A 17441-nucleotide genomic window follows, 5' to 3' on the forward strand; every position below is an offset into this window, starting at 1 on the left:
GAAGTTACCCGCACGTACCGCCCGGGTCACCGGTCTCGACGTGTGACACGGGCCGCACTTTCCAAGCGCTTGCTTTTCTCTGGCGGGGGCGCCTTGGGGGAGGGGGTCCGTTTCTCCCGCCGGGTTTCATCGGCCGCCCGGCGCTGGTGTCCCCCCTCCACCTGGGGCTCCGCCCCAGACCCCGCTCCTCAAACGCCGGAGGGGCTGAATCCTCCTCCCCGGTGAGACACCCAGGACCGCGGCCCCCCGGCGCGGATCTTGGCGTCGGCCGGGGTGAGATGCCTAGGGGCGCGGGGAACTGCGCGGACGGTGCGGGTCTCCCGGTTCGGTTCTTGGCGTCGGCCGGGGTGAGATGCCTAGGGGCGCGGGGAACTGCGCGATCAGCCCCCGCGCGCCCGCAGTCGGGAGTGGGCCCCAGTCGGCAGGGCGGCCACCTGACCCCGGCCGGGGTCAGGTGGACGGGGCCGGGGTCGGGTCCGTGGCGGGGAGGCGGCGCCGGCGCCGGCGCTTGAGGAGGGCCCAGGGGCCGCGCGGCCCCGTGGGCATGGCGGCAGCCACCTCCGTGCCGGGCTCGGACGCCGCCTCCGCGGCGGCCCGGGCAACCGGCAGGAACCCCTCGTTGCGCGAGACGTCCGGCCGCTCCTCGTCGGCCGGCCACAGGTTCAGCGCCGCACACACCGTGGGCAGCAGCGCCATGGCCGCCGTCGCGTACCCCTCGGCCGAGGGGTGGTAGTGGTCGGGGCCGAACAGCTCCCGCGGGTTCGCCTCGAACTCGGGCCCCAGCAGGTCGCCCAGCGACACCGTCCGCCCGCCCTGCTCGACCGTGCCGATCGTCTGCGCCGCGGCCAGCTGACGGGACGCCCGCCGGGCGAGCCACCGCAGCGGCTGCTGGACCTGCTCGACCGTGCCCAGGTCGGGACACGTCCCGACGACCACCTCCGCACCCGCTGTGCGCAGTCGCCGTACCGCGGCCGAGAGGTGGCGTACGGACCGCGTCGGCGGCATCCGGTGTGTCACGTCGTTCGCGCCGACCATGATCACGCAGATGTCCGGCACCTGGGAGCTGTCCGTCAGGGCCAGCGCGACCTGCCGGTCCAGGTCGTCTGACTGGGCCCCGGGCAGCGCCACGTTGCACAGCTCCACCGGCCGCTCCGCCACCGCCGCGAGCCCCGACGCCAGCAGCGCTCCCGGCGTCTGGCGGGCCCGCCGCACCCCTTGGCCCGCGGCCGTCGAGTCGCCGAGCATCATCAGACGCAGCGGCGGCTCGTCAGGGGAGGCGCCCGCGTAGTCGTACCCGTAGAGACCGTCCGCGCGCGGGGCGTACGGAGCGTGTCCGTTGCCCACGTGCCGTTTCGCCAGCTGCACCTCCGCCAGCACCAGACCGACGGCCGCCGCGCCCACCAGCCCGACCCCGCCACCGCCGTACGCCGCTCCCGCAGCGATCCGCCGGGCCACCCTCGCCCTCGACAAGCTCGACATCCGTCGCCGCCACCTCCTTGTAGCCGTACAACCACTGCTTGCCCCGTAGAGGAGGTCGGCCAATCTCAACGGGGCGTGAACGACTGTCCAGGGCCGTAGGCTGACGGGACCATTCCTGTAAAAAACGCAGCTCCGGAGACAACGGTGCAATTCCACGACTCGATGATCAGCCTCGTCGGCAACACCCCGCTGCTGAGGCTCAACAACGTGACCGCGGGCATCCAGGCGACCGTCCTGGCGAAGGTCGAGTACTTCAACCCCGGCGGTTCCGTGAAGGACCGCATCGCCCTGCGCATGATCGAGGCCGCCGAGGAGAGCGGCGCCCTCAAGCCGGGCGGCACGATCGTCGAGCCGACCAGTGGGAACACCGGTGTCGGCCTCGCCATCGTGGCGCAGCAGAAGGGGTACAAGTGCATCTTCGTGTGCCCCGACAAGGTCTCCACCGACAAGATCAACGTGCTGCGCGCGTACGGGGCGGAGGTCGTGGTCTGCCCCACCGCCGTCGACCCGGAGCACCCGGACTCGTACTACAACGTCTCCGACCGGCTGGTCCGTGAGACGCCCGGAGCCTGGAAGCCCGACCAGTACTCCAACCCGAACAACCCCCTCTCGCACTATCACTCGACCGGCCCCGAGCTGTGGGCGCAGACGGAGGGGAAGATCACCCACTTCGTCGCGGGTGTGGGCACCGGCGGCACCATCTCCGGCACCGGCCGGTACCTGAAGGACGCCAGCGACGGCGGGGTCCAGGTCGTCGGCGCCGACCCCGAGGGGTCCGTCTACTCCGGCGGCTCGGGCCGCCCGTACCTGGTCGAGGGCGTCGGTGAGGACTTCTGGCCGACCGCGTACGACCGTACGGTCGCCGACGAGATCGTCGCCGTGTCCGACAAGGACTCCTTCCAGATGACGCGCCGCCTCGCCAAGGAGGAGGGCCTGCTCGTCGGCGGCTCCTGCGGCATGGCCGTGGTCGCCGCGCTGCGCGTCGCCGAGCGCCTCGGCCCGGACGACGTCGTCGTGGTGCTGCTCCCCGACAGCGGGCGCGGCTACCTCAGCAAGATCTTCAACGACGAGTGGATGGCCGACTACGGCTTCCTGGAGGACACCGGCCCGAACGCGCGCGTCGCCGACGTCCTGAAGGACAAGGCGCACGGCTCCATCCCCTCCCTCGTCCACATGCACCCGGAGGAGAGCGTCGGCGAGGCCATCGAGGTGCTGCGCGAGTACGGCGTCTCGCAGATGCCCATCGTGAAGCCGGGCGCCGGCCACCCGGACGTGATGGCCGCCGAGGTCATCGGGTCGGTCGTGGAGCGCGAGCTGCTCGACGCGCTGTTCACCCAGCGGGCCTCGCTGAACGACCCGCTGGAGAAGCACATGTCGGCGCCGCTGCCGCAGGTCGGGTCCGGTGAGCCGGTCGGCGACCTGATGACCGTGCTCGGCACCGCCGACGCCGCGATCGTGCTGGTCGAGGGCAAGCCCACCGGCGTCGTCAGCCGCCAGGACCTGCTGTCCTTCCTGGCCAAGGGCGGCGTCCGGCAGTAACCCGGACCGGCTGTTCAGACGCACGGCACCGCCTCGGTGCCGTGCGTCTGTTCGATCGGCCGGCCCTTGGTGGATCACCGGATGGATCTTCCCGTCCCGTCCGGAGCGAACTTCGCGGAAGTGGTACGAGCACGTCACGTCCGCGCAGCACCCGCTTAACACGCGTCCGGCACATTGGTGGATGTCGGCAGGGCGGGAGCGGCTCCCCGCCCCGGCCGACGCCAAAACGGCGCCAAGGACCTCCGGAGCGGCTCCCGGACCTCCATGGACGCCAAGGACGCGCACGCCCGGCCCTGACCCGGCACGCGTCCCTCGCGGGGACCGCCGTCGTCCCGCCCCCCGGTAACGGGGGTGCGGCGGTCCCCGCGCTATACGTCACGAGGGCCCGGTACCCGGATCGACCGAGTACCGGGCCCTCACGTGTGTCCGTCGTCCAGAGCCCCAGAGAGTCCCGTGCGGCGTGCGGTCCTAGTCCTCCCAGTCCGAGCCGCCCCGGCCGGACCTGCGGCGGCCGAAGAAGTCCGGGGACAGGCGCGCCGCCTGCACCACGTTCACCCCGACGATCCCGACCCAGGCGACGAGCAGTCCCTTCAGGCCCGCGACCCCGCCGCCGATCCCGGACAGCGGGACGGCGAGTACGAGGGAGACGATCCCGAAGCCGAACCGCTCGCCCCAGGAGTCGGACGACTGGGGCGAACGCGCACCGCGCGCCGCCACCATCTGCTGCTCGGCGAGCTGGCGCCGCACCCGGCGGTCGACCGCTCCGTCGAGGCGCTGCTCGACCTTCTCCAGGAACGAGTCGACGAGGGCGGACTCGTACTCGTCGCCGAGCTCCCTGCGCGCGTGCAGGGTGGCGTCGAGTTCCTTCTTCAGTTCGGCGTCGTCGTGGCGGGCATCCATACCGGTCATGCCCTTCACGTTAGGCAGCCGCGGGCCCCGTGGCACTGGGGTTAGCCCCCCTGTTACGGCGGGGCTGACCCCCCGGGTCCCTTGCCCGCCCTGCATACCGTCATGCAGAGTTCTCCCTGTCTGAATAGGTTGGCAACGGATCGGCGCCGAGTGTCGGCCGCCGAAGGCCGCCGGGCAGGATCCGACGTCCGGACCGAGGAGGGTGTGCGCGTGATGTCGTCGCAGACTGTGGACACGTCGAGTGCGGTGGCCCGCCCGGCGCAGGTCCCTCTCGTGGTCCTGGACGGCCGCGGCACCGGCGTGGACGACGTCGTACGGCTCGCCGACGGGCTCGCCCGGCCGGTTCCCGGCACCGACGGCATGAAGCGCGCCGAGATGTCCTGGGACGCCGCCCGGCAGATCGCCGCCACCGGCCGCGTCTACGGCCGCTCCACCGGGGTCGGCGCGAACCGGAACGAGGACGTGCCCACCGAGGCGGCCGCCGACCACGGCCTGCGCCTGCTGCGCAGCCACGCCGGAGCCATCGGCGAGGAGCTGCCCGCACGCCAGGTCCGCGCCATGCTCGCCGTCCGCGCCAACCAGCTCCTGGCCGGCGGCGCGGGACTGCGCCCCAGCGTCGTGACGGCACTCTGCGAGGCCCTGGAGACCGGCGTCTTCCCCGTCGTCAACGCGTTCGGCTCCGTCGGCACCGGCGACATCGCCGCCCTTGCCCAGCTCGGCCTCGCCCTCGCCGGCGAACACCCCTGGCGGGGTCCCGACGGCGCCGCGCCCGCCCTCCTGGCCCCGGCGCCGCAGCCGCTCGACAACAACGACGCCCTCGCCCTCATCAGCAGCAACGCGCTCACCCTCGGACAGGCCGCGCTCGCACTGCACGAACTGCGCGGGCTGATCGGCGCCACCCAGGTCGTCGCCGCGCTGTCACTGCTGGCCGTCGACGGCTCCCACGAGGCGTACGCGGCCCCCGTGCACGCCGCCCGGCCGCACCGGGGATCCGTCGAAGTGGCCCGCAGAATGCGGGAGTTGATCGGTGCCGCCGACCGGCCCACCCCGCCGCTCGGCCGGATCCAGGACCCGTACGGCTTCCGCTGCCTCCCGCAGATACACGGCCCCGCGCAGGACGCGGCGGACGCGCTGGAGGAGGTGCTCGCCGTCGAGATCAACGCCGCGGCCGAGAACCCGCTCATCTCCGCCGAAGACATGGCCGCCTACCACCACGGCGGCTTCTACCAGGCCCAACTCGCCCTCGCCCTGGACCACTTCCGGCTCGCCGTCACGCAGGTCGCGCGGCTGTCCACCTCGCGCCTGTCCACCCTCAACGAGCCCGCCTACACCCGCCTGCGCCCCTTCCTCGCGGACCAGGAGGCGGCCTCCTCCGGCGTGATGATCCTGGAGTACGCCGCCGGTGCCGCGCTCGGTGACCTGCGGGCGTTCTCCGCGCCCGCCTCGCTCGGCCACGCTGTACTCTCCCGAGGCGTCGAGGAACAGGCGAGCTTCGCCTCGCTCGCCGCACGTCAGACGCTGCGGGCCTGCGACGCGTACCGTCTCGTCGTCGGCTGTGAACTGGTCGCCGCCGTACGGGCGCTGCGCCAGCGCGGCCTGCGGCCCGACCCGGAGCTGCCGGCCGGACGGGCACTGGAACTGGCCGAGGCGGCACTCGACGCCGAGCAGGCCGACCGGCCGCTCACGGACGACGTGACGGCGGCCGCCGCACTGCTCGACCGGTTCACGGACATCTGGAGGGGGAGCACGTCATGAGCGCGGACAAGGCCGCAGGCAAGCACACCGGCGAGGACGCGGGCGCGGGCACGCACGGAGCCTCAGCCGCGGACGGGGACGCGACGGGGACCGGAGTCGCCGCCGAGGACGGCGGGGCGCGGGTGAACGACAGCCCCGCCGGACGCCTCCAGGCCCTCTTCGAGGGACGCCGGCTCACCCCCACCCAGCGGCGCATCGCGCACAGCATGGTGCGCAGCGCCGCCGACGTGCCGTTCCTCTCCAGCGTCGAACTCGCCGAACTCGCCGGGGTCAGCCAGCCCTCCGTCACCCGCTTCGCCGTCGCTCTCGGCTTCGACGGCTACCCGGCGCTGCGCCGGCACCTGCGCGAGGTGGCGCCCGCCGAACCGGCCACCGACACCACCGCGTACAACGAGTACCAGCAGGCCGTCGAGGCCGAGATCGAGAACCTGCGGCACCTCGCCGAGGCCCTCGCCGATCCGCGGCCCGTCGCCCGGGCCGGCCGGCTGCTCGCCGCGTCCCGTCCGCTGCCCGTCCTCGGACTGCGCGCCGCCGCCTCCCAGGCCTACGGCTTCGCCTACTTCGCCGCCAAGGTCCACCCCGACGTCCGGCTGCTGCACGAGGGCGGCACGATGCTCCAGGACCGGATCGACGCGGCCGTCCGGGCCGGCGCCACCGCGCTGCTGTGCTTCGCGCTGCCCCGGCACCCGCGCGAGGTCGTCGACGCCCTCGGCTACGCCAAGGAGGCAGGACTGACCGTCGTCACCGTCGCGGACTCGGCGTTCGCGCCGGTGGCCAAGGTGTCCGACCTGCTGATCCCCGCCGCCGTCGGCACCGGCCTCGCCTTCGACACGGCGTGCGCGCCGATGCTGCTGGGCCGCGTGCTGCTGGAGGCCATGTGCGACGACCTGCCGGACGCGCAGGCACGGCTGGAGCAGTTCGACGCCCGGGCCGCCGCGCGGGGGCTGTTCGTGGAGTAGGCGGCGCGGTCCCGTCCGGGTGGCTCACGGCGACGGGATGCCGTTCGGGCTCTCAGACTCGTCTCACGTTCCGCGGCTAGCCTGCGCGCCCGAGGAGACAACGGGCGCGGCGCCTGCCGGCGGCACGTCCGTTGCGCGGACGTGCGGCGACAGGAGGCAGATCATGGCGCGCGGAGGACAGGGGCTGGCCCGGATGGCCGTCGTGGTGCGGGCCGGAGCCGCACCGCTGTGGTGGTGCGGGGTGTTCGCGGCCGGTATCGGGGTGCTCGTCCCCGGTCTGACGGGGCGAAGGATCGGGGTCCTCGCGGGGGCCGCGCTGTTCCTCGTCGCGGCGGTCGTCGTGGCGGCCCGGCGCGGGAAGCGGTACGCGGCCCTGGTCCGGTCCGCCGCGCGCGCCGGCAAGCAGGACGTGCTCCAGGACCGTGCCGTGACGGTGCGCAACTGGCGCCGGGGCCACCGCTGGTGGCTCCTGCTCGCCTTCGCCGCCGCGCTCGGCAGCTCCTTCGCGGTCCCCGCCGCGGGCGGCATGCTGCTCGCCGGGACGGGTGTCGGGCTGTGGCTGAAGGCCGGGCGCCTCGGCCGGATCGAACGCGACGCGCAGGCGCTGATCTGGGTGCGCGTCGACTGGCTCGGACCGCGCGCCGGCGCTCCCGCGGGCAAGTCGGTCAAGGCCGTACGGTCCACCGGCCCGGCAGCGGGCGACGCCGCGCCCGGAGGGGCACGGCGTCGCTGACCCGTCGCGGGGTCGTTGCTCGCCCCGGGGCCGGTCCTAGACCTCCAGGTCGGTCTCGATCCGCTTGAGCTGGTGGCGGGCCATCGCCAGGTTGGCCCGCTTCTGGTCGAGGACGAGGTACAGGAACAGTCCGTTCCCGCCGCGCCCCTTCATCAGCCGGATCAGGTGGTACTGGTCGGAGAGCGTGATCAGGATGTCCTCGATCTCGCCCTTCAGGCCCAGGTGTTCCATGGTGCGCAGCTTGGCGCGGACGACGTCGGTGTTCCCGGCGGCGGCGACGGTGAGGTCGAAGCTCTTGCTGCCGCCGATGGTGCCCAGCGCCATACCGCTGGTGTAGTCGACGAGTGCCGCTCCGGTCGCGCCCTCGATGGACGCCAGGGCCTCTTTGAGGGCGGTCTCGGTGTTCGTCATGATGTGGTGCTCCTTCTCAACTCTCGGATGTGCTGGGGTGGTTCGTGACAGGAGTGGTCGTGGGTCGGGCGGGTGTCGTGCCGCGCGGAGGGCGGCGCGGCATGCCCGGTGAGGGTTTCGCGGCCTGCTTGGCCGGAGCGGCGGGCGGTTCGCCGCGCGCCGCTGCGGCGTCGACCAGCTCCCCGATCCGGGTGCCGGAGCGCCGCCCCTCCAGGTGCAGCCGGCCGACGTTGACGCGGTCCTGGGCCAGCAGCGTCAGCACGGCCGAGCCCCCTGCCGCGTACGTCGCCACATAGCCGTTCACGCCGCGGACGAGCAGCTCGCGCAGGTCGCCCTGTCCGGTGGCCTCCGCCATCCGGATGGCGACCCCGAGGGCCGCCGCGGTGAGCGCGGCCAGACCGTCCGGCTCGACGCCGGGGGTGTCGTGGGCGAGGACGAGACCGTCGGCGCTGGCCGCGAGCGCTCCGGTCAGTTGGGGCACACGGGCCCGTAACCGGTGGAGTTCGTCGAGGACTTCGGGTTCCGCCGCCATCAGCAGTCTCCTCTCGGCACGCTGTCGCAGCGCGCGGATCACAAGGCCTCCCGAGGGTCGGTGCTCACAAGGCCTCCAGCGCGTCTCTGAGGCGTCGCAGCAGGGCGACGTCGGGATCGCTGGAGGACTGGGTGAGCACGCTCGGCACGGCGGGCGGCCGCGGTGCGGGCGCGGCCGTCACGAGGCCGGCGGCGGCGAGCCGGCGCAGGTCGACCAGCGTGTGGAAGGCGGGCCGGCCCAGCGCGGCGGACACGTCGGCCGCCGTGCGGACACCGTCCACCCGGCCGAGGACGGCCTCCTGGCGCAGCGGGATCGCGGGCCCCGCGGCGAGGCCGGCGCGCCGCAGTGGGGCGGTGTCGGTCGCCGCGTCGGGCCATATGCGGTGCAGCAGTTCGCGGCGGCGCACCGTCTCGCGCTCCAGCGCGGCGACGGGTACGGGGCGGAGCGGGCCGAACCAGTGCGCGGCGCCGTACCGGAAGCGGCTCGGGGTACTGCTCGGTCCGAGCGCGAAGTACGCGGCGTCGTACAGCGAGCCGAGGTGGCACAGCTGCAGGGCGCCCTCCGCTATTCGTCCGGTGTCGATCAGGAACCGGCCCACCCGGCGACGGGCGCCGGCCAGGGCGACGGCCTCGCGCCACACCTCGGGATCCAGCACCCCGCGGGCGGAGAACAGCACGTCGATACCGGGGGTGGCCGGGCTCTCGGCGTGCACCACCTCGCCGTCGGCGAGGTAGAGGGTGCCGCGTTCGCGGATGAGGACGCCGGTGGCCCGCTCGGCGGCGAGCCGGCCGAGCATGGGCGAGAGGCCGCCCGCCTCGGGGCTCGGAGCCCTGTCGCGCACCGGGAGCCGGGGCGGGGGAGGGGTTCTGACGGTCGTCATACGAGCACCAGCCGTCCGGCCATCTCGCCGAGCCGGATCCGGGCCAGTGCGAGGTTGCCGTCCGAGCGGCCCAGCCACAGGTGCAGGAACACGCTGCTGTCGAAGCTGGTCCGGACGAACCGGAGGACGTGGTAGCTGTCGCGGTTGCTGATGATCAGGTCCTCGATGGGGGTCTCCTGGTCCGACCACTCGGACCAGTCGGAGCCGTCCTTCGGGGCGAACGACCGGTTCTCGGCGGCGAGTCGGGCCAGCTCGGCCGCCTCCGCCGCGGTCGTCTCGTGGTCGTCGCCCGGCGCGTCGCCGACCGTGCCCAGGGCCAGCCCGCTGGTCCAGTCGACCACCGAGGCACCCCGCGCACCGGGCAGTGTCATGGCTTCCAGCAGGCACTCGTCGATTCCGGGCACCGTGTCTCCCCTCCCGCCAAGGGTTCGGCCGAGTGACGCAGAAGTTACGCACTGTGTGCGCGATGAGTGAGTGATCCGGCATTTTCCTGTGGAACATGCCCGGGATGACTAAGGTGGGTCAACTGACCATATTTTCCGGCACCCTTGAAACCGCAGGTGAGCGGTTTGTGCGGCCTTGGGGCGTACGACGGGGGCGCCCGCGAGGGAGCGTGGGCGTGCGCGGCGCCGCGCACGCCGGTGAGTGGGCGGTGCGCGGGGCGTCCGTCAGCCCGCGGGGGCGTGCCGCTGGTGCCGGCGGGAGGCACCCGTCGACGGCACGGCCCTTGGACGCGCCGGCCGTCCGCCGGGTTCCCGGCGGACAGGTCCCCGAGGACCGGAGGCCGGGCGGAAGCCCTGGCGGCGGACGGCCTCCGGTGACGTGGGCGACGTCCTACAGGGAGGTCAGCGACGTGCCGTGGGCGCCGCCCGACTCCGCGACGATCTCCTCCAGGGTCTGTGGCTCCCGCACGACCGCGAACCGCACGCCGCCGGTGCCCCTGTCGCCGTCCGGCACGAAGCCGTAGATGCCCGGCCGGGCGAGGGAGTTGTACGCGTAGTGGTGCGCGAAGTAGTACGCGCCGGTGTCCAGCGCGGCGGCGTGGTCGCCCTGTTCGAGCAGCGGGAGCGCCCGGCCCTCGGCGAGCAGGTCCCCGGCGAAACAGGCGGGGCCCGCGACGTCCTGGACCACGTCCGGCCCCGACTTGGGGCGGCCCTTGGCGTCGTACGCGGCGATCCGCAGCGGCCAGGCCGCCGGCGCGTACACCGTGCGGGCCGCCACCTGGACGCCGGCGTGCGTGACGGCGATCGCGCGGCCCCCCGCGCTCTTCGCGTACTCGACCCGCGCCAGGACGGTCCCGTGCTTGGCCAGCAGTGACCGGCCGAACTCGGTGACCAGCCCGTACCGCCCGTCGAACAGACCCGGCACCACCTCGGCGAGCAGCCGCGCGTACTGCGCGTACGTCGGGGCCGTCGCGTCGGAGCCGAAGTTGACCGGCAGTCCGCCACCCATGTCGATCGTGTCGACCTGCCGCCGACCGACGTGCCGGTTGATCTCCTCCGCCAGCGCGTACGTCTCCGCCACGCCCTGCGCCATCAGCGAGAGCGGCATGCCCTGCGACCCCGAGTGCGCGTGCAGCCGGGTCAGCCAGGGACGGTCGGCGTAGGCCCGCAGGATCCACGCGCGGGCGCCCTCGTCCCGGAGCGCGACCCCGAACTTGGAGGTCGCCGTGGCCGTGGACAGTGCCCCGATCGACCCCCCGCCGACCTGCGGGTTGACCCGCAGTCCGATGGGTGAGCGGGTGGGCGCCGAGCGCACCATGGCGTCGATCCGGTCCAGCTCCTGCGGGTTGTCCGCGTTCACCGCGATGCCGACCGCGAGCGCCTCGCGCAGTTCGGCGGGGGTCTTGGCGGGGGAGTCGAGGACGGTCCGGTCGGGGGACACTCCGGCCGCGCGGGCCAGCGACAGCTCCCCCGGGCTTGCCACCTCGGCGCCGACGCCCTCGTCGGCCAGCAGCCGCAGGACGGGCACGAGGGGTGCCGCCTTCACCGCGAAGGCGTGCAGCACGGGAGTGCCGGGCGCGGTCACCGTGTCGAAGGCGGCGCGCAGCGCGGCGGCCGAGGCCCGGATGCCCGGCACGTCGAGCAGGGCGACGACGGGCTGCTCCGGGGTGAGGAGGCCCTGCTCCACGGCGGCCCGCACGGCGTCGTCCCGCCGGGCGACCCGCTCGGCGTCCGCCGCCGCCACGGCGTCGCTCCCCGTGCCGCTCCCGTCGGCGGCACCGCTTCCGCTCCGGTCCGGCGAGCCGACGCCCGCCCCGCGGTCGTCCGCCGAGGTCCGGCGTCCGCCGAGGTCCGGCGTGCCGGCCCGGCCGCCCCGCGGTGGCCGGTTCCCGGCCCGCTCCGGTGTCCCGTTCCCGCTCCCCGTCGTGTCGCCCGAAGACGGTCCGGACGTTCCTGCCGAAGACATCGCAGCCCCACTCACCCCGTCGAACGGCGGATCTCCCGCCCCGTCCATCTCTGCGCCCATGGATCCCAGCCAAACATCCGCGACGGCCAGGAGCCGCCCGTGGAGCTATTGACTAGCCCTATTCAAGGAGCGAGGATGTGAATATCCATAGCAACAGTCCGCTGGGAGGCAGACCATGTCAGGACCCCGCCCCGTCCGAGCACCGCGCGGTACGGAACTGAGCGCCCTGGGATGGCAGCAGGAAGCCGCCCTTCGGATGCTGCAGAACAACCTCGACCCCGAGGTCGCCGAGCACCCCGACAAGCTCGTGGTCTACGGCGGCACCGGCAAGGCCGCCCGCGACTGGCGCTCCTTCGACGCCATGGTCCGCACGCTGCGCACCCTCAAGCAGGACGAGACGATGCTCGTCCAGTCCGGCCGCCCCGTCGGCGTCATGCAGACCCACGAGTGGGCCCCGCGCGTCCTCATCGCCAACTCCAACCTGGTCGGCGACTGGGCGAACTGGGAGGAGTTCCGGCGTCTGGAGGCCCTCGGCCTCACCATGTACGGCCAGATGACGGCCGGCTCCTGGATCTACATCGGCACCCAGGGCATCCTCCAGGGCACCTACGAGACCTTCTCCGCCGTCGCCGCGAAGAAGTTCGGCGGCACCCTCGCCGGCACCATCACGCTGACCGCCGGCCTCGGCGGCATGGGCGGCGCCCAGCCGCTGGCCGTGACGATGAACGACGGCGTCGCCATCTGTATCGACGTCGACCCGCGCGCCATCGAGCGCCGCATCGAGCACCGCTACCTGGACGTGAGGGCCGACTCCCTGGAGCACGCGCTCCAGCTCGCCGTCGAGGCCCGCGACCAGCGCAGGCCGCTCTCCATCGGTCTGCTGGGCAACGCCGCGGAGCTGCTGCCGCGCATGCTCGCGGAGGGCGCCCCCATCGACATCGTGACCGACCAGACCTCGGCCCACGACCCGCTCGCCTACCTCCCCGTCGGCATCGACTTCGACGACATGGCCGACGCGGCCGCCAAGGACCCGGCGGGCTTCACCACCCGCGCCCGCGAGTCCATGGCGCAGCACGTCGAGGCCATGGTCGGCTTCATGGACGCCGGCGCCGAGGTCTTCGACTACGGCAACTCGATCCGCGGCGAGGCCCAGCTCGCCGGGTACGACCGGGCGTTCGCCTTCCCCGGCTTCGTCCCCGCCTACATCCGCCCGCTGTTCTCCGAGGGCAAGGGCCCCTTCCGCTGGGCCGCCCTGTCCGGCGAGGCCTCCGACATCCACAAGACGGACAAGGCGATCCTCGACCTCTTCCCGGAGAACGAGTCGCTGCACCGCTGGATCAAGCTGGCCGGCGAGCGCGTCCACTTCCAGGGCCTGCCCGCCCGGATCTGCTGGCTCGGCTACGGCGAGCGCGACAAGGCCGGTGAGCGCTTCAACGACATGGTGGCCTCCGGCGAGCTCGCCGCCCCTCTCGCCATCGGCCGCGACCACCTCGACTGCGGCTCCGTCGCCTCCCCCTACCGCGAGACGGAGGCCATGCTCGACGGCTCCGACGCGATCGCCGACTGGCCGCTGCTGAACGCCATGGTGAACGTCGCCTCCGGCGCCTCCTGGGTCTCCATCCACCACGGCGGCGGCGTCGGCATGGGCCGCTCCATCCACGCGGGCCAGGTCTCCGTCGCCGACGGCACCAAGCTCGCCGGCGAGAAGATCCGCCGCGTCCTGACGAACGACCCCGGCATGGGCGTCATCCGCCACGTCGACGCCGGCTACGACATCGCCGAGTCCGTCGCCGACGAGCGCGGCGTGCGCATCCCGATGCGCGAGGGCGACGAGGGCGGCACCGCGTGACCTTCCACAGCATGTGGGCGGAGCTGCTGCCGATCGGCCGCAGCTCCGCCTCCGGCGGCTACCGCCGCTTCGCCTGGACCGGTGCCGACACCGACTGCCGCGCCTGGTTCCGGCAGCAGGCCGAGTCGCGCGGGCTCACCTGTGAACTCGACCGCAACGGCAACCAGTGGGCCTGGCTCGGCGACCCCGCGGCGGGCGACGCCGTGGTCACGGGCTCGCACCTCGACTCCGTCCCCGACGGCGGCGCGTTCGACGGCCCCCTCGGCGTGGTCTCGTCCTTCGCCGCGCTCGACGAACTCCGCGCCCGCGGAGCGGAGTTCACCAAGCCGCTCGCCATCGTCAACTTCGGCGACGAGGAGGGCGCCCGCTTCGGGCTCGCCTGCGTCGGCTCCCGGCTGGCCGCCGGACAGCTCACCGTCGAGCAGGCGCACCGCCTCACCGACGCCGACGGGACCACCCTGCCCCAGGCCATGGAGCGCGCCGGGTACGACCCCGGCACCATCGGCCCCGACCCCGAGCGGCTCGGCCGGATCGGCGCCTTCGTCGAACTCCACGTCGAGCAGGGCCGCGCCCTCGACATCAGCGGCGACCAGGTCGGCATCGCCAGCGCCATCTGGCCGCACGGCCGCTGGCGCTTCGACTTCCGCGGCGAGGCCAACCACGCGGGTACGACCCGACTCGTGGACCGCCGCGACCCGATGCTGTCGTACGCGGAGACCGTGCTCAGCGCCCGGCAGGAGGCCCGGCTCGCCGGTGCCGTCGCCACGTTCGGCAAGATCGCCGTGGAGCCGAACGGCGTCAACGCCATCCCCTCCCTCGTGCGCGGCTGGCTCGACTCCCGCGCCGCCGACCAGGCCACCCTCGACACCGTGGTCACCGGCATCGAGAAGGCGGCCCGCACCCACGCCGAGGAACAGGGCGTCGAACTCGACGTCGTGCGCGAGTCGTTCACCCCCGTCGTCGAGTTCGAGCACGCCCTGCGCGACGAACTCGCCCGCATCCTCGGCACGGAGCGCGACGCCGCCCTCAGCGTGCCCGTGCTCGGCACCGGCGCCGGACACGACGCGGGAATCCTCTCCGGCACCGTCCCGACCGCCATGCTGTTCGTACGCAACCCCACCGGTGTCTCGCACTCCCCGGCCGAGTTCGCCGCCGAGGACGACTGCGTGGCCGGGGTGACCGCACTCGCCGACGTACTCGAAGGGCTGGCCTGCAGGTGACGCAGACGTACTGGCTGGAACACGCCTGGCTCGACACCCACGTCGAGCCGGGCGTCGCCGTGACCGTGTCCACCGCCGGCTCCGGGACCGGCCAGGACGGCCGCGTCACCGAGGTCCGCACCGGCGTCGACACCCCGCCGCCCGGCGCCGAGATCCTCCGCGGACTCACCCTCCCCGGCCTCGCCAACGCCCACTCGCACGCCTTCCACCGCGCCCTGCGCGGCACCGTCCAGGTCGGCTCCGGCACCTTCTGGACCTGGCGCGAGATCATGTACTCCTTCGCCGACCGGCTGACCCCCGAGACCTACCACGCCCTGGCCCGCGCGGTGTACGCGGAGATGGCGCTCGCCGGAGTCACCGCCGTCGGAGAGTTCCACTACGTCCACCACGCCCACGGCGGCACCCCCTACGCCGACCCCAACGCCATGGGCGAGGCGCTCATCGCCGCCGCCGCCGACGCCGGGATCCGTATCACCCTGCTCGACACGGCCTACCTCTCCTCCGGCTTCGGACAGCCGCCCAACCAGCACCAACTCCGCTTCTCCGACGGCACCGCGGAGGCCTGGGCGGAACGCTCCTCCCTTCTCAAGGACCGGGATCACGCACGGATCGGCGCGGCGATCCACTCCGTACGGGCCGTGCCCGCCGGAGAACTCGCCACCGTCGCGCGCTGGGCCGAGGAGCGGCGCGCCCCGCTCCACGTGCACCTGTCCGAGCAGACCGCCGAGAACGAGGCCTGCCGCGCCGCCCACGGCCGCACCCCCGCCCAGCTGCTCGCCGACCACGGCGTCCTCGGCCCGCGCACCACCGGTGTCCACAACACGCACCTCACGGACGAGGACATCGCCCTCATCGGCGGCTCCGGCACCGGCACCTGCATGTGCCCGACCACCGAACGCGACCTCGCGGACGGCATCGGCTCCGCCGTCGCCCTCCAGCGCGCCGGCTCGTCCCTGTCGCTCGGCTCCGACAGCCACGCCGTCATCGACCTCCTCGAAGAGGCCCGCGCGATGGAGCTGAACGAACGGCTGCGCACCCGCACCCGCGGTCACTGGACGGCCGCCGCCCTGCTGCGCGCCGCCTCCGCCGACGGCCACGCGGCCCTCGGCTGGGACGACGCGGGCAGCATCGAGACCGGCGCGCTCGCCGACTTCACGACGATCGCCCTCGACTCGGTCAGAACAGCGGGACCGCTGCCGCGCCTCGGGGCCGAGACCGCCGTCTTCGCGGCCACGGCGGCCGATGTCCGGCACACGGTCGTCGCGGGCCGCCACATCGTCCGCGACGGCGCGCACACCCTCGTACCGGATGTGCCGACGGCGCTCGCGGACGCCGTCGAGGCCCTGCGCGCCTGACACGGAGGGGACGGAGGGGCCCGTCACCCGGCAGCGGCCGGTGGGCCCCCGTCGACCCCCGTCGCCCCCGTGACCAGCCCCCCACCCGCAGTCCCGCCACCCCTGAGGACGCCATGAGCAGCACGACCGTCATCACCAACATCGCCAGTCTGGTCACCAACGATCCCTCCCAAGGTGACGGATCCGCGCTCGGTCTGATCCAGGACGCGGCCGTCGTCATCGACGGCGACCGCATCGTGTGGACCGGGGAAGCAGGCAAAGCACCCGCCACCGACAACCGGTTCGACGCCGAAGGCCGTGCGCTGATCCCCGGCTTCGTCGACTCCCACTCGCACCTGGTCTTCGCCGGTGACCGCACCCAGGAGTTCAACGCCCGGATGTCCGGCCGGGCCTACAGCGCCGGCGGTATCCGCACCACCGTCGCCGCCACCCGCGCCGCCTCCGACGAGGCACTGGAGCGGAACCTCACGCGCTACCTCCACGAGGCGCTCCGTCAGGGCACCACGACCATGGAGACCAAGTCGGGATACGGCCTGACCGTCCACGACGAGGCCCGCGCGCTGCGCATCGCCGCCGCGCACACCGACGAGGTCACCTATCTCGGCGCGCACATCGTCTCGCCGGACCACGCCGACGACCCGGCCGCCTATGTCGCCCTGGTGACCGGCGAGATGCTCGACGCCTGCGCCCCGTACGCCCGTTGGGTGGACGTCTTCTGCGAGAAGGGCGCCTTCGACGGCGACCAGGCGCGCGCGATCCTCACGGCGGGCCGGGCGAAGGGCCTGCACCCGCGCGTCCACGCCAACCAGCTCACGTACGGTCCCGGTGTGCGGCTCGCCGTCGAGCTGGACGCGGCGAGCGCCGACCACTGCACGCATCTGACGGACGAGGACGTCGACGCCCTCGCGAGCGGCAACACCGTGGCGACGCTGCTGCCGGGCGCCGAGTTCTCGACCCGCGCGGAATGGCCGGACGCCCGCAGGCTGATCGACGCGGGCGTCACGGTTGCCCTGTCCACGGACTGCAACCCGGGCTCGTCGTTCACCTCGTCCGTGCCCTTCTGCGTCGCCCTCGCGGTGCGCGACATGGGGATGACGCCGGACGAGGCCGTGTGGTCGGCGACGGCGGGAGGCGCGCGGGCCCTGCGCCGCGACGACGTCGGACGCCTCACCCCCGGCGCGTACGCCGACCTGACCCTGCTGGACGCTCCGAGCCACGTCCACCTCGCCTACCGTCCCGGCGTCCCCCTGGTCAGCGGCGTCTGGCGGCGCGGAGTCCGCGCGGTCTGAGATGTCCTGCCGTCCGGGCGGACGGCAGGACAGGAAAACGGAGCGGTCCGGGTGGCCGCCCGACTTCGAGCCCACCGTCTACGTCTGCGGGCCCACCGGCTTCGTCGAGTACGCGGCCGACC

General features: G+C 73.6%; 15 protein-coding genes. 8 read left to right on the plus strand and 7 right to left on the minus strand.

Annotated elements, in window-relative coordinates; all coding sequences use genetic code 11:
• Positions 1–450: 450 nt before the first annotated feature.
• Entirely contained in the window at positions 451–1479 is a 1029-nt protein-coding gene (locus AB0C62_RS17855) for an SGNH/GDSL hydrolase family protein (protein WP_362974106.1), read from the minus strand.
• Positions 1480–1623: 144 nt separating this feature from the next.
• Here AB0C62_RS17855 and AB0C62_RS17860 point away from each other — a divergent pair, with 144 nt between their 5' ends.
• Positions 1624–3018, plus strand: coding sequence for a cystathionine beta-synthase (locus AB0C62_RS17860; protein ID WP_362974108.1), 1395 nt, complete (start codon positions 1624–1626; stop codon positions 3016–3018).
• Between the two features lie 468 nt (positions 3019–3486).
• On the opposite strand, the gene AB0C62_RS17865 is transcribed toward AB0C62_RS17860, so the two are convergent.
• Complete coding sequence (locus AB0C62_RS17865) at positions 3487–3927, minus strand: hypothetical protein (RefSeq protein WP_266614315.1); 441 nt, start codon at positions 3925–3927, stop codon at positions 3487–3489.
• A 213-nt stretch (positions 3928–4140) separates the two neighbouring features.
• On the opposite strand from AB0C62_RS17865, the gene AB0C62_RS17870 reads away from it, so the two are divergent.
• The 3 genes from AB0C62_RS17870 (at position 4141) to AB0C62_RS17880 (ending at position 7374) form a co-directional block, all read left to right on the plus strand.
• Positions 4141–5682 carry an aromatic amino acid ammonia-lyase gene (locus tag AB0C62_RS17870; RefSeq protein ID WP_362974111.1) on the plus strand — a complete coding sequence of 514 codons (1542 nt, stop codon included), beginning with the start codon at positions 4141–4143 and terminating at the stop codon, positions 5680–5682.
• The gene (locus tag AB0C62_RS17875; RefSeq protein ID WP_362974113.1) at positions 5679–6641 is read left to right on the plus strand and encodes a MurR/RpiR family transcriptional regulator; all 963 of its coding nucleotides are present in this window, start codon (positions 5679–5681) and stop codon (positions 6639–6641) included. The genes AB0C62_RS17870 and AB0C62_RS17875 overlap by 4 nt, the downstream gene beginning before the upstream one ends.
• A 163-nt stretch (positions 6642–6804) precedes the next feature.
• Positions 6805–7374: a hypothetical protein gene (locus AB0C62_RS17880; protein WP_362974115.1), complete on the plus strand. Its 570-nt coding sequence runs from the start codon at positions 6805–6807 to the stop codon at positions 7372–7374.
• A 36-nt stretch (positions 7375–7410) separates the two neighbouring features.
• Here AB0C62_RS17880 and AB0C62_RS17885 read toward each other — a convergent pair whose 3' ends face one another.
• The 5 genes from AB0C62_RS17885 to AB0C62_RS17905 all read right to left on the minus strand — a co-directional run bounded on the left by AB0C62_RS17885 (position 7411) and on the right by AB0C62_RS17905 (position 11606).
• The gene (locus AB0C62_RS17885; RefSeq protein ID WP_081217684.1) at positions 7411–7785 is read right to left on the minus strand and encodes a hypothetical protein; all 375 of its coding nucleotides are present in this window, start codon (positions 7783–7785) and stop codon (positions 7411–7413) included.
• 16 nt (positions 7786–7801) lie between these two features.
• Positions 7802–8317, minus strand: coding sequence for a roadblock/LC7 domain-containing protein (locus AB0C62_RS17890; RefSeq protein ID WP_362974117.1), 516 nt, complete (start codon positions 8315–8317; stop codon positions 7802–7804).
• A gap of 64 nt (positions 8318–8381) precedes the next feature.
• Positions 8382–9113 carry a transcriptional regulator gene (locus AB0C62_RS17895; RefSeq protein WP_362974151.1) on the minus strand — a complete coding sequence of 244 codons (732 nt, stop codon included), beginning with the start codon at positions 9111–9113 and terminating at the stop codon, positions 8382–8384.
• An 80-nt stretch (positions 9114–9193) separates the two neighbouring features.
• A complete protein-coding gene (locus AB0C62_RS17900) occupies positions 9194–9601 on the minus strand; it encodes a hypothetical protein (RefSeq protein ID WP_081217681.1) in 408 nt (135 codons plus the stop codon).
• Between the two features lie 430 nt (positions 9602–10031).
• Positions 10032–11606 carry a diaminopimelate decarboxylase gene (locus AB0C62_RS17905; protein ID WP_362974119.1) on the minus strand — a complete coding sequence of 525 codons (1575 nt, stop codon included), beginning with the start codon at positions 11604–11606 and terminating at the stop codon, positions 10032–10034.
• A gap of 175 nt (positions 11607–11781) precedes the next feature.
• On the opposite strand from AB0C62_RS17905, the gene hutU reads away from it, so the two are divergent.
• From hutU to hutI, 4 genes are all read left to right on the plus strand, one after another.
• Positions 11782–13455, plus strand: a complete 1674-nt coding sequence (hutU, locus tag AB0C62_RS17910) for a urocanate hydratase (RefSeq protein WP_362974121.1) — start codon at positions 11782–11784, stop codon at positions 13453–13455.
• The gene (locus AB0C62_RS17915) at positions 13452–14675 is read left to right on the plus strand and encodes an allantoate amidohydrolase (RefSeq protein ID WP_362974123.1); all 1224 of its coding nucleotides are present in this window, start codon (positions 13452–13454) and stop codon (positions 14673–14675) included. Before hutU ends, AB0C62_RS17915 begins: the two co-directional genes overlap by 4 nt.
• Positions 14672–16030, plus strand: a complete 1359-nt coding sequence (locus AB0C62_RS17920) for a formimidoylglutamate deiminase (protein ID WP_362974125.1) — start codon at positions 14672–14674, stop codon at positions 16028–16030. Before AB0C62_RS17915 ends, AB0C62_RS17920 begins: the two co-directional genes overlap by 4 nt.
• A gap of 113 nt (positions 16031–16143) precedes the next feature.
• Positions 16144–17319 (plus strand): imidazolonepropionase, encoded by a 1176-nt coding sequence (hutI, locus tag AB0C62_RS17925; RefSeq protein WP_362974127.1) that lies wholly within the window; start codon positions 16144–16146, stop codon positions 17317–17319.
• Positions 17320–17441 lie beyond the last annotated feature (122 nt).

It is taken from the genome of Streptomyces sp. NPDC048643 (genome assembly GCF_040650615.1).
GTDB lineage: Bacteria > Actinomycetota > Actinomycetes > Streptomycetales > Streptomycetaceae > Streptomyces.

Coding starts and splice junctions, on each gene's coding strand:
- AB0C62_RS17855 (WP_362974106.1), bottom strand. CDS start 1,479: ATGTCGAGCTTGTCGAGGGCGAGGGTGGCCCGGCGGATCGCTGCGGGA.
- AB0C62_RS17865 (WP_266614315.1), bottom strand. CDS start 3,927: ATGACCGGTATGGATGCCCGCCACGACGACGCCGAACTGAAGAAGGAA.
- AB0C62_RS17870 (WP_362974111.1), top strand. CDS start 4,141: ATGTCGTCGCAGACTGTGGACACGTCGAGTGCGGTGGCCCGCCCGGCG.
- AB0C62_RS17875 (WP_362974113.1), top strand. CDS start 5,679: ATGAGCGCGGACAAGGCCGCAGGCAAGCACACCGGCGAGGACGCGGGC.
- AB0C62_RS17880 (WP_362974115.1), top strand. CDS start 6,805: ATGGCGCGCGGAGGACAGGGGCTGGCCCGGATGGCCGTCGTGGTGCGG.
- AB0C62_RS17885 (WP_081217684.1), bottom strand. CDS start 7,785: ATGACGAACACCGAGACCGCCCTCAAAGAGGCCCTGGCGTCCATCGAG.
- AB0C62_RS17890 (WP_362974117.1), bottom strand. CDS start 8,317: ATGGCGGCGGAACCCGAAGTCCTCGACGAACTCCACCGGTTACGGGCC.
- AB0C62_RS17895 (WP_362974151.1), bottom strand. CDS start 9,113: ATGCTCGGCCGGCTCGCCGCCGAGCGGGCCACCGGCGTCCTCATCCGC.
- AB0C62_RS17905 (WP_362974119.1), bottom strand. CDS start 11,606: ATGTCTTCGGCAGGAACGTCCGGACCGTCTTCGGGCGACACGACGGGG.
- hutU (WP_362974121.1), top strand. CDS start 11,782: ATGTCAGGACCCCGCCCCGTCCGAGCACCGCGCGGTACGGAACTGAGC.
- hutI (WP_362974127.1), top strand. CDS start 16,144: ATGAGCAGCACGACCGTCATCACCAACATCGCCAGTCTGGTCACCAAC.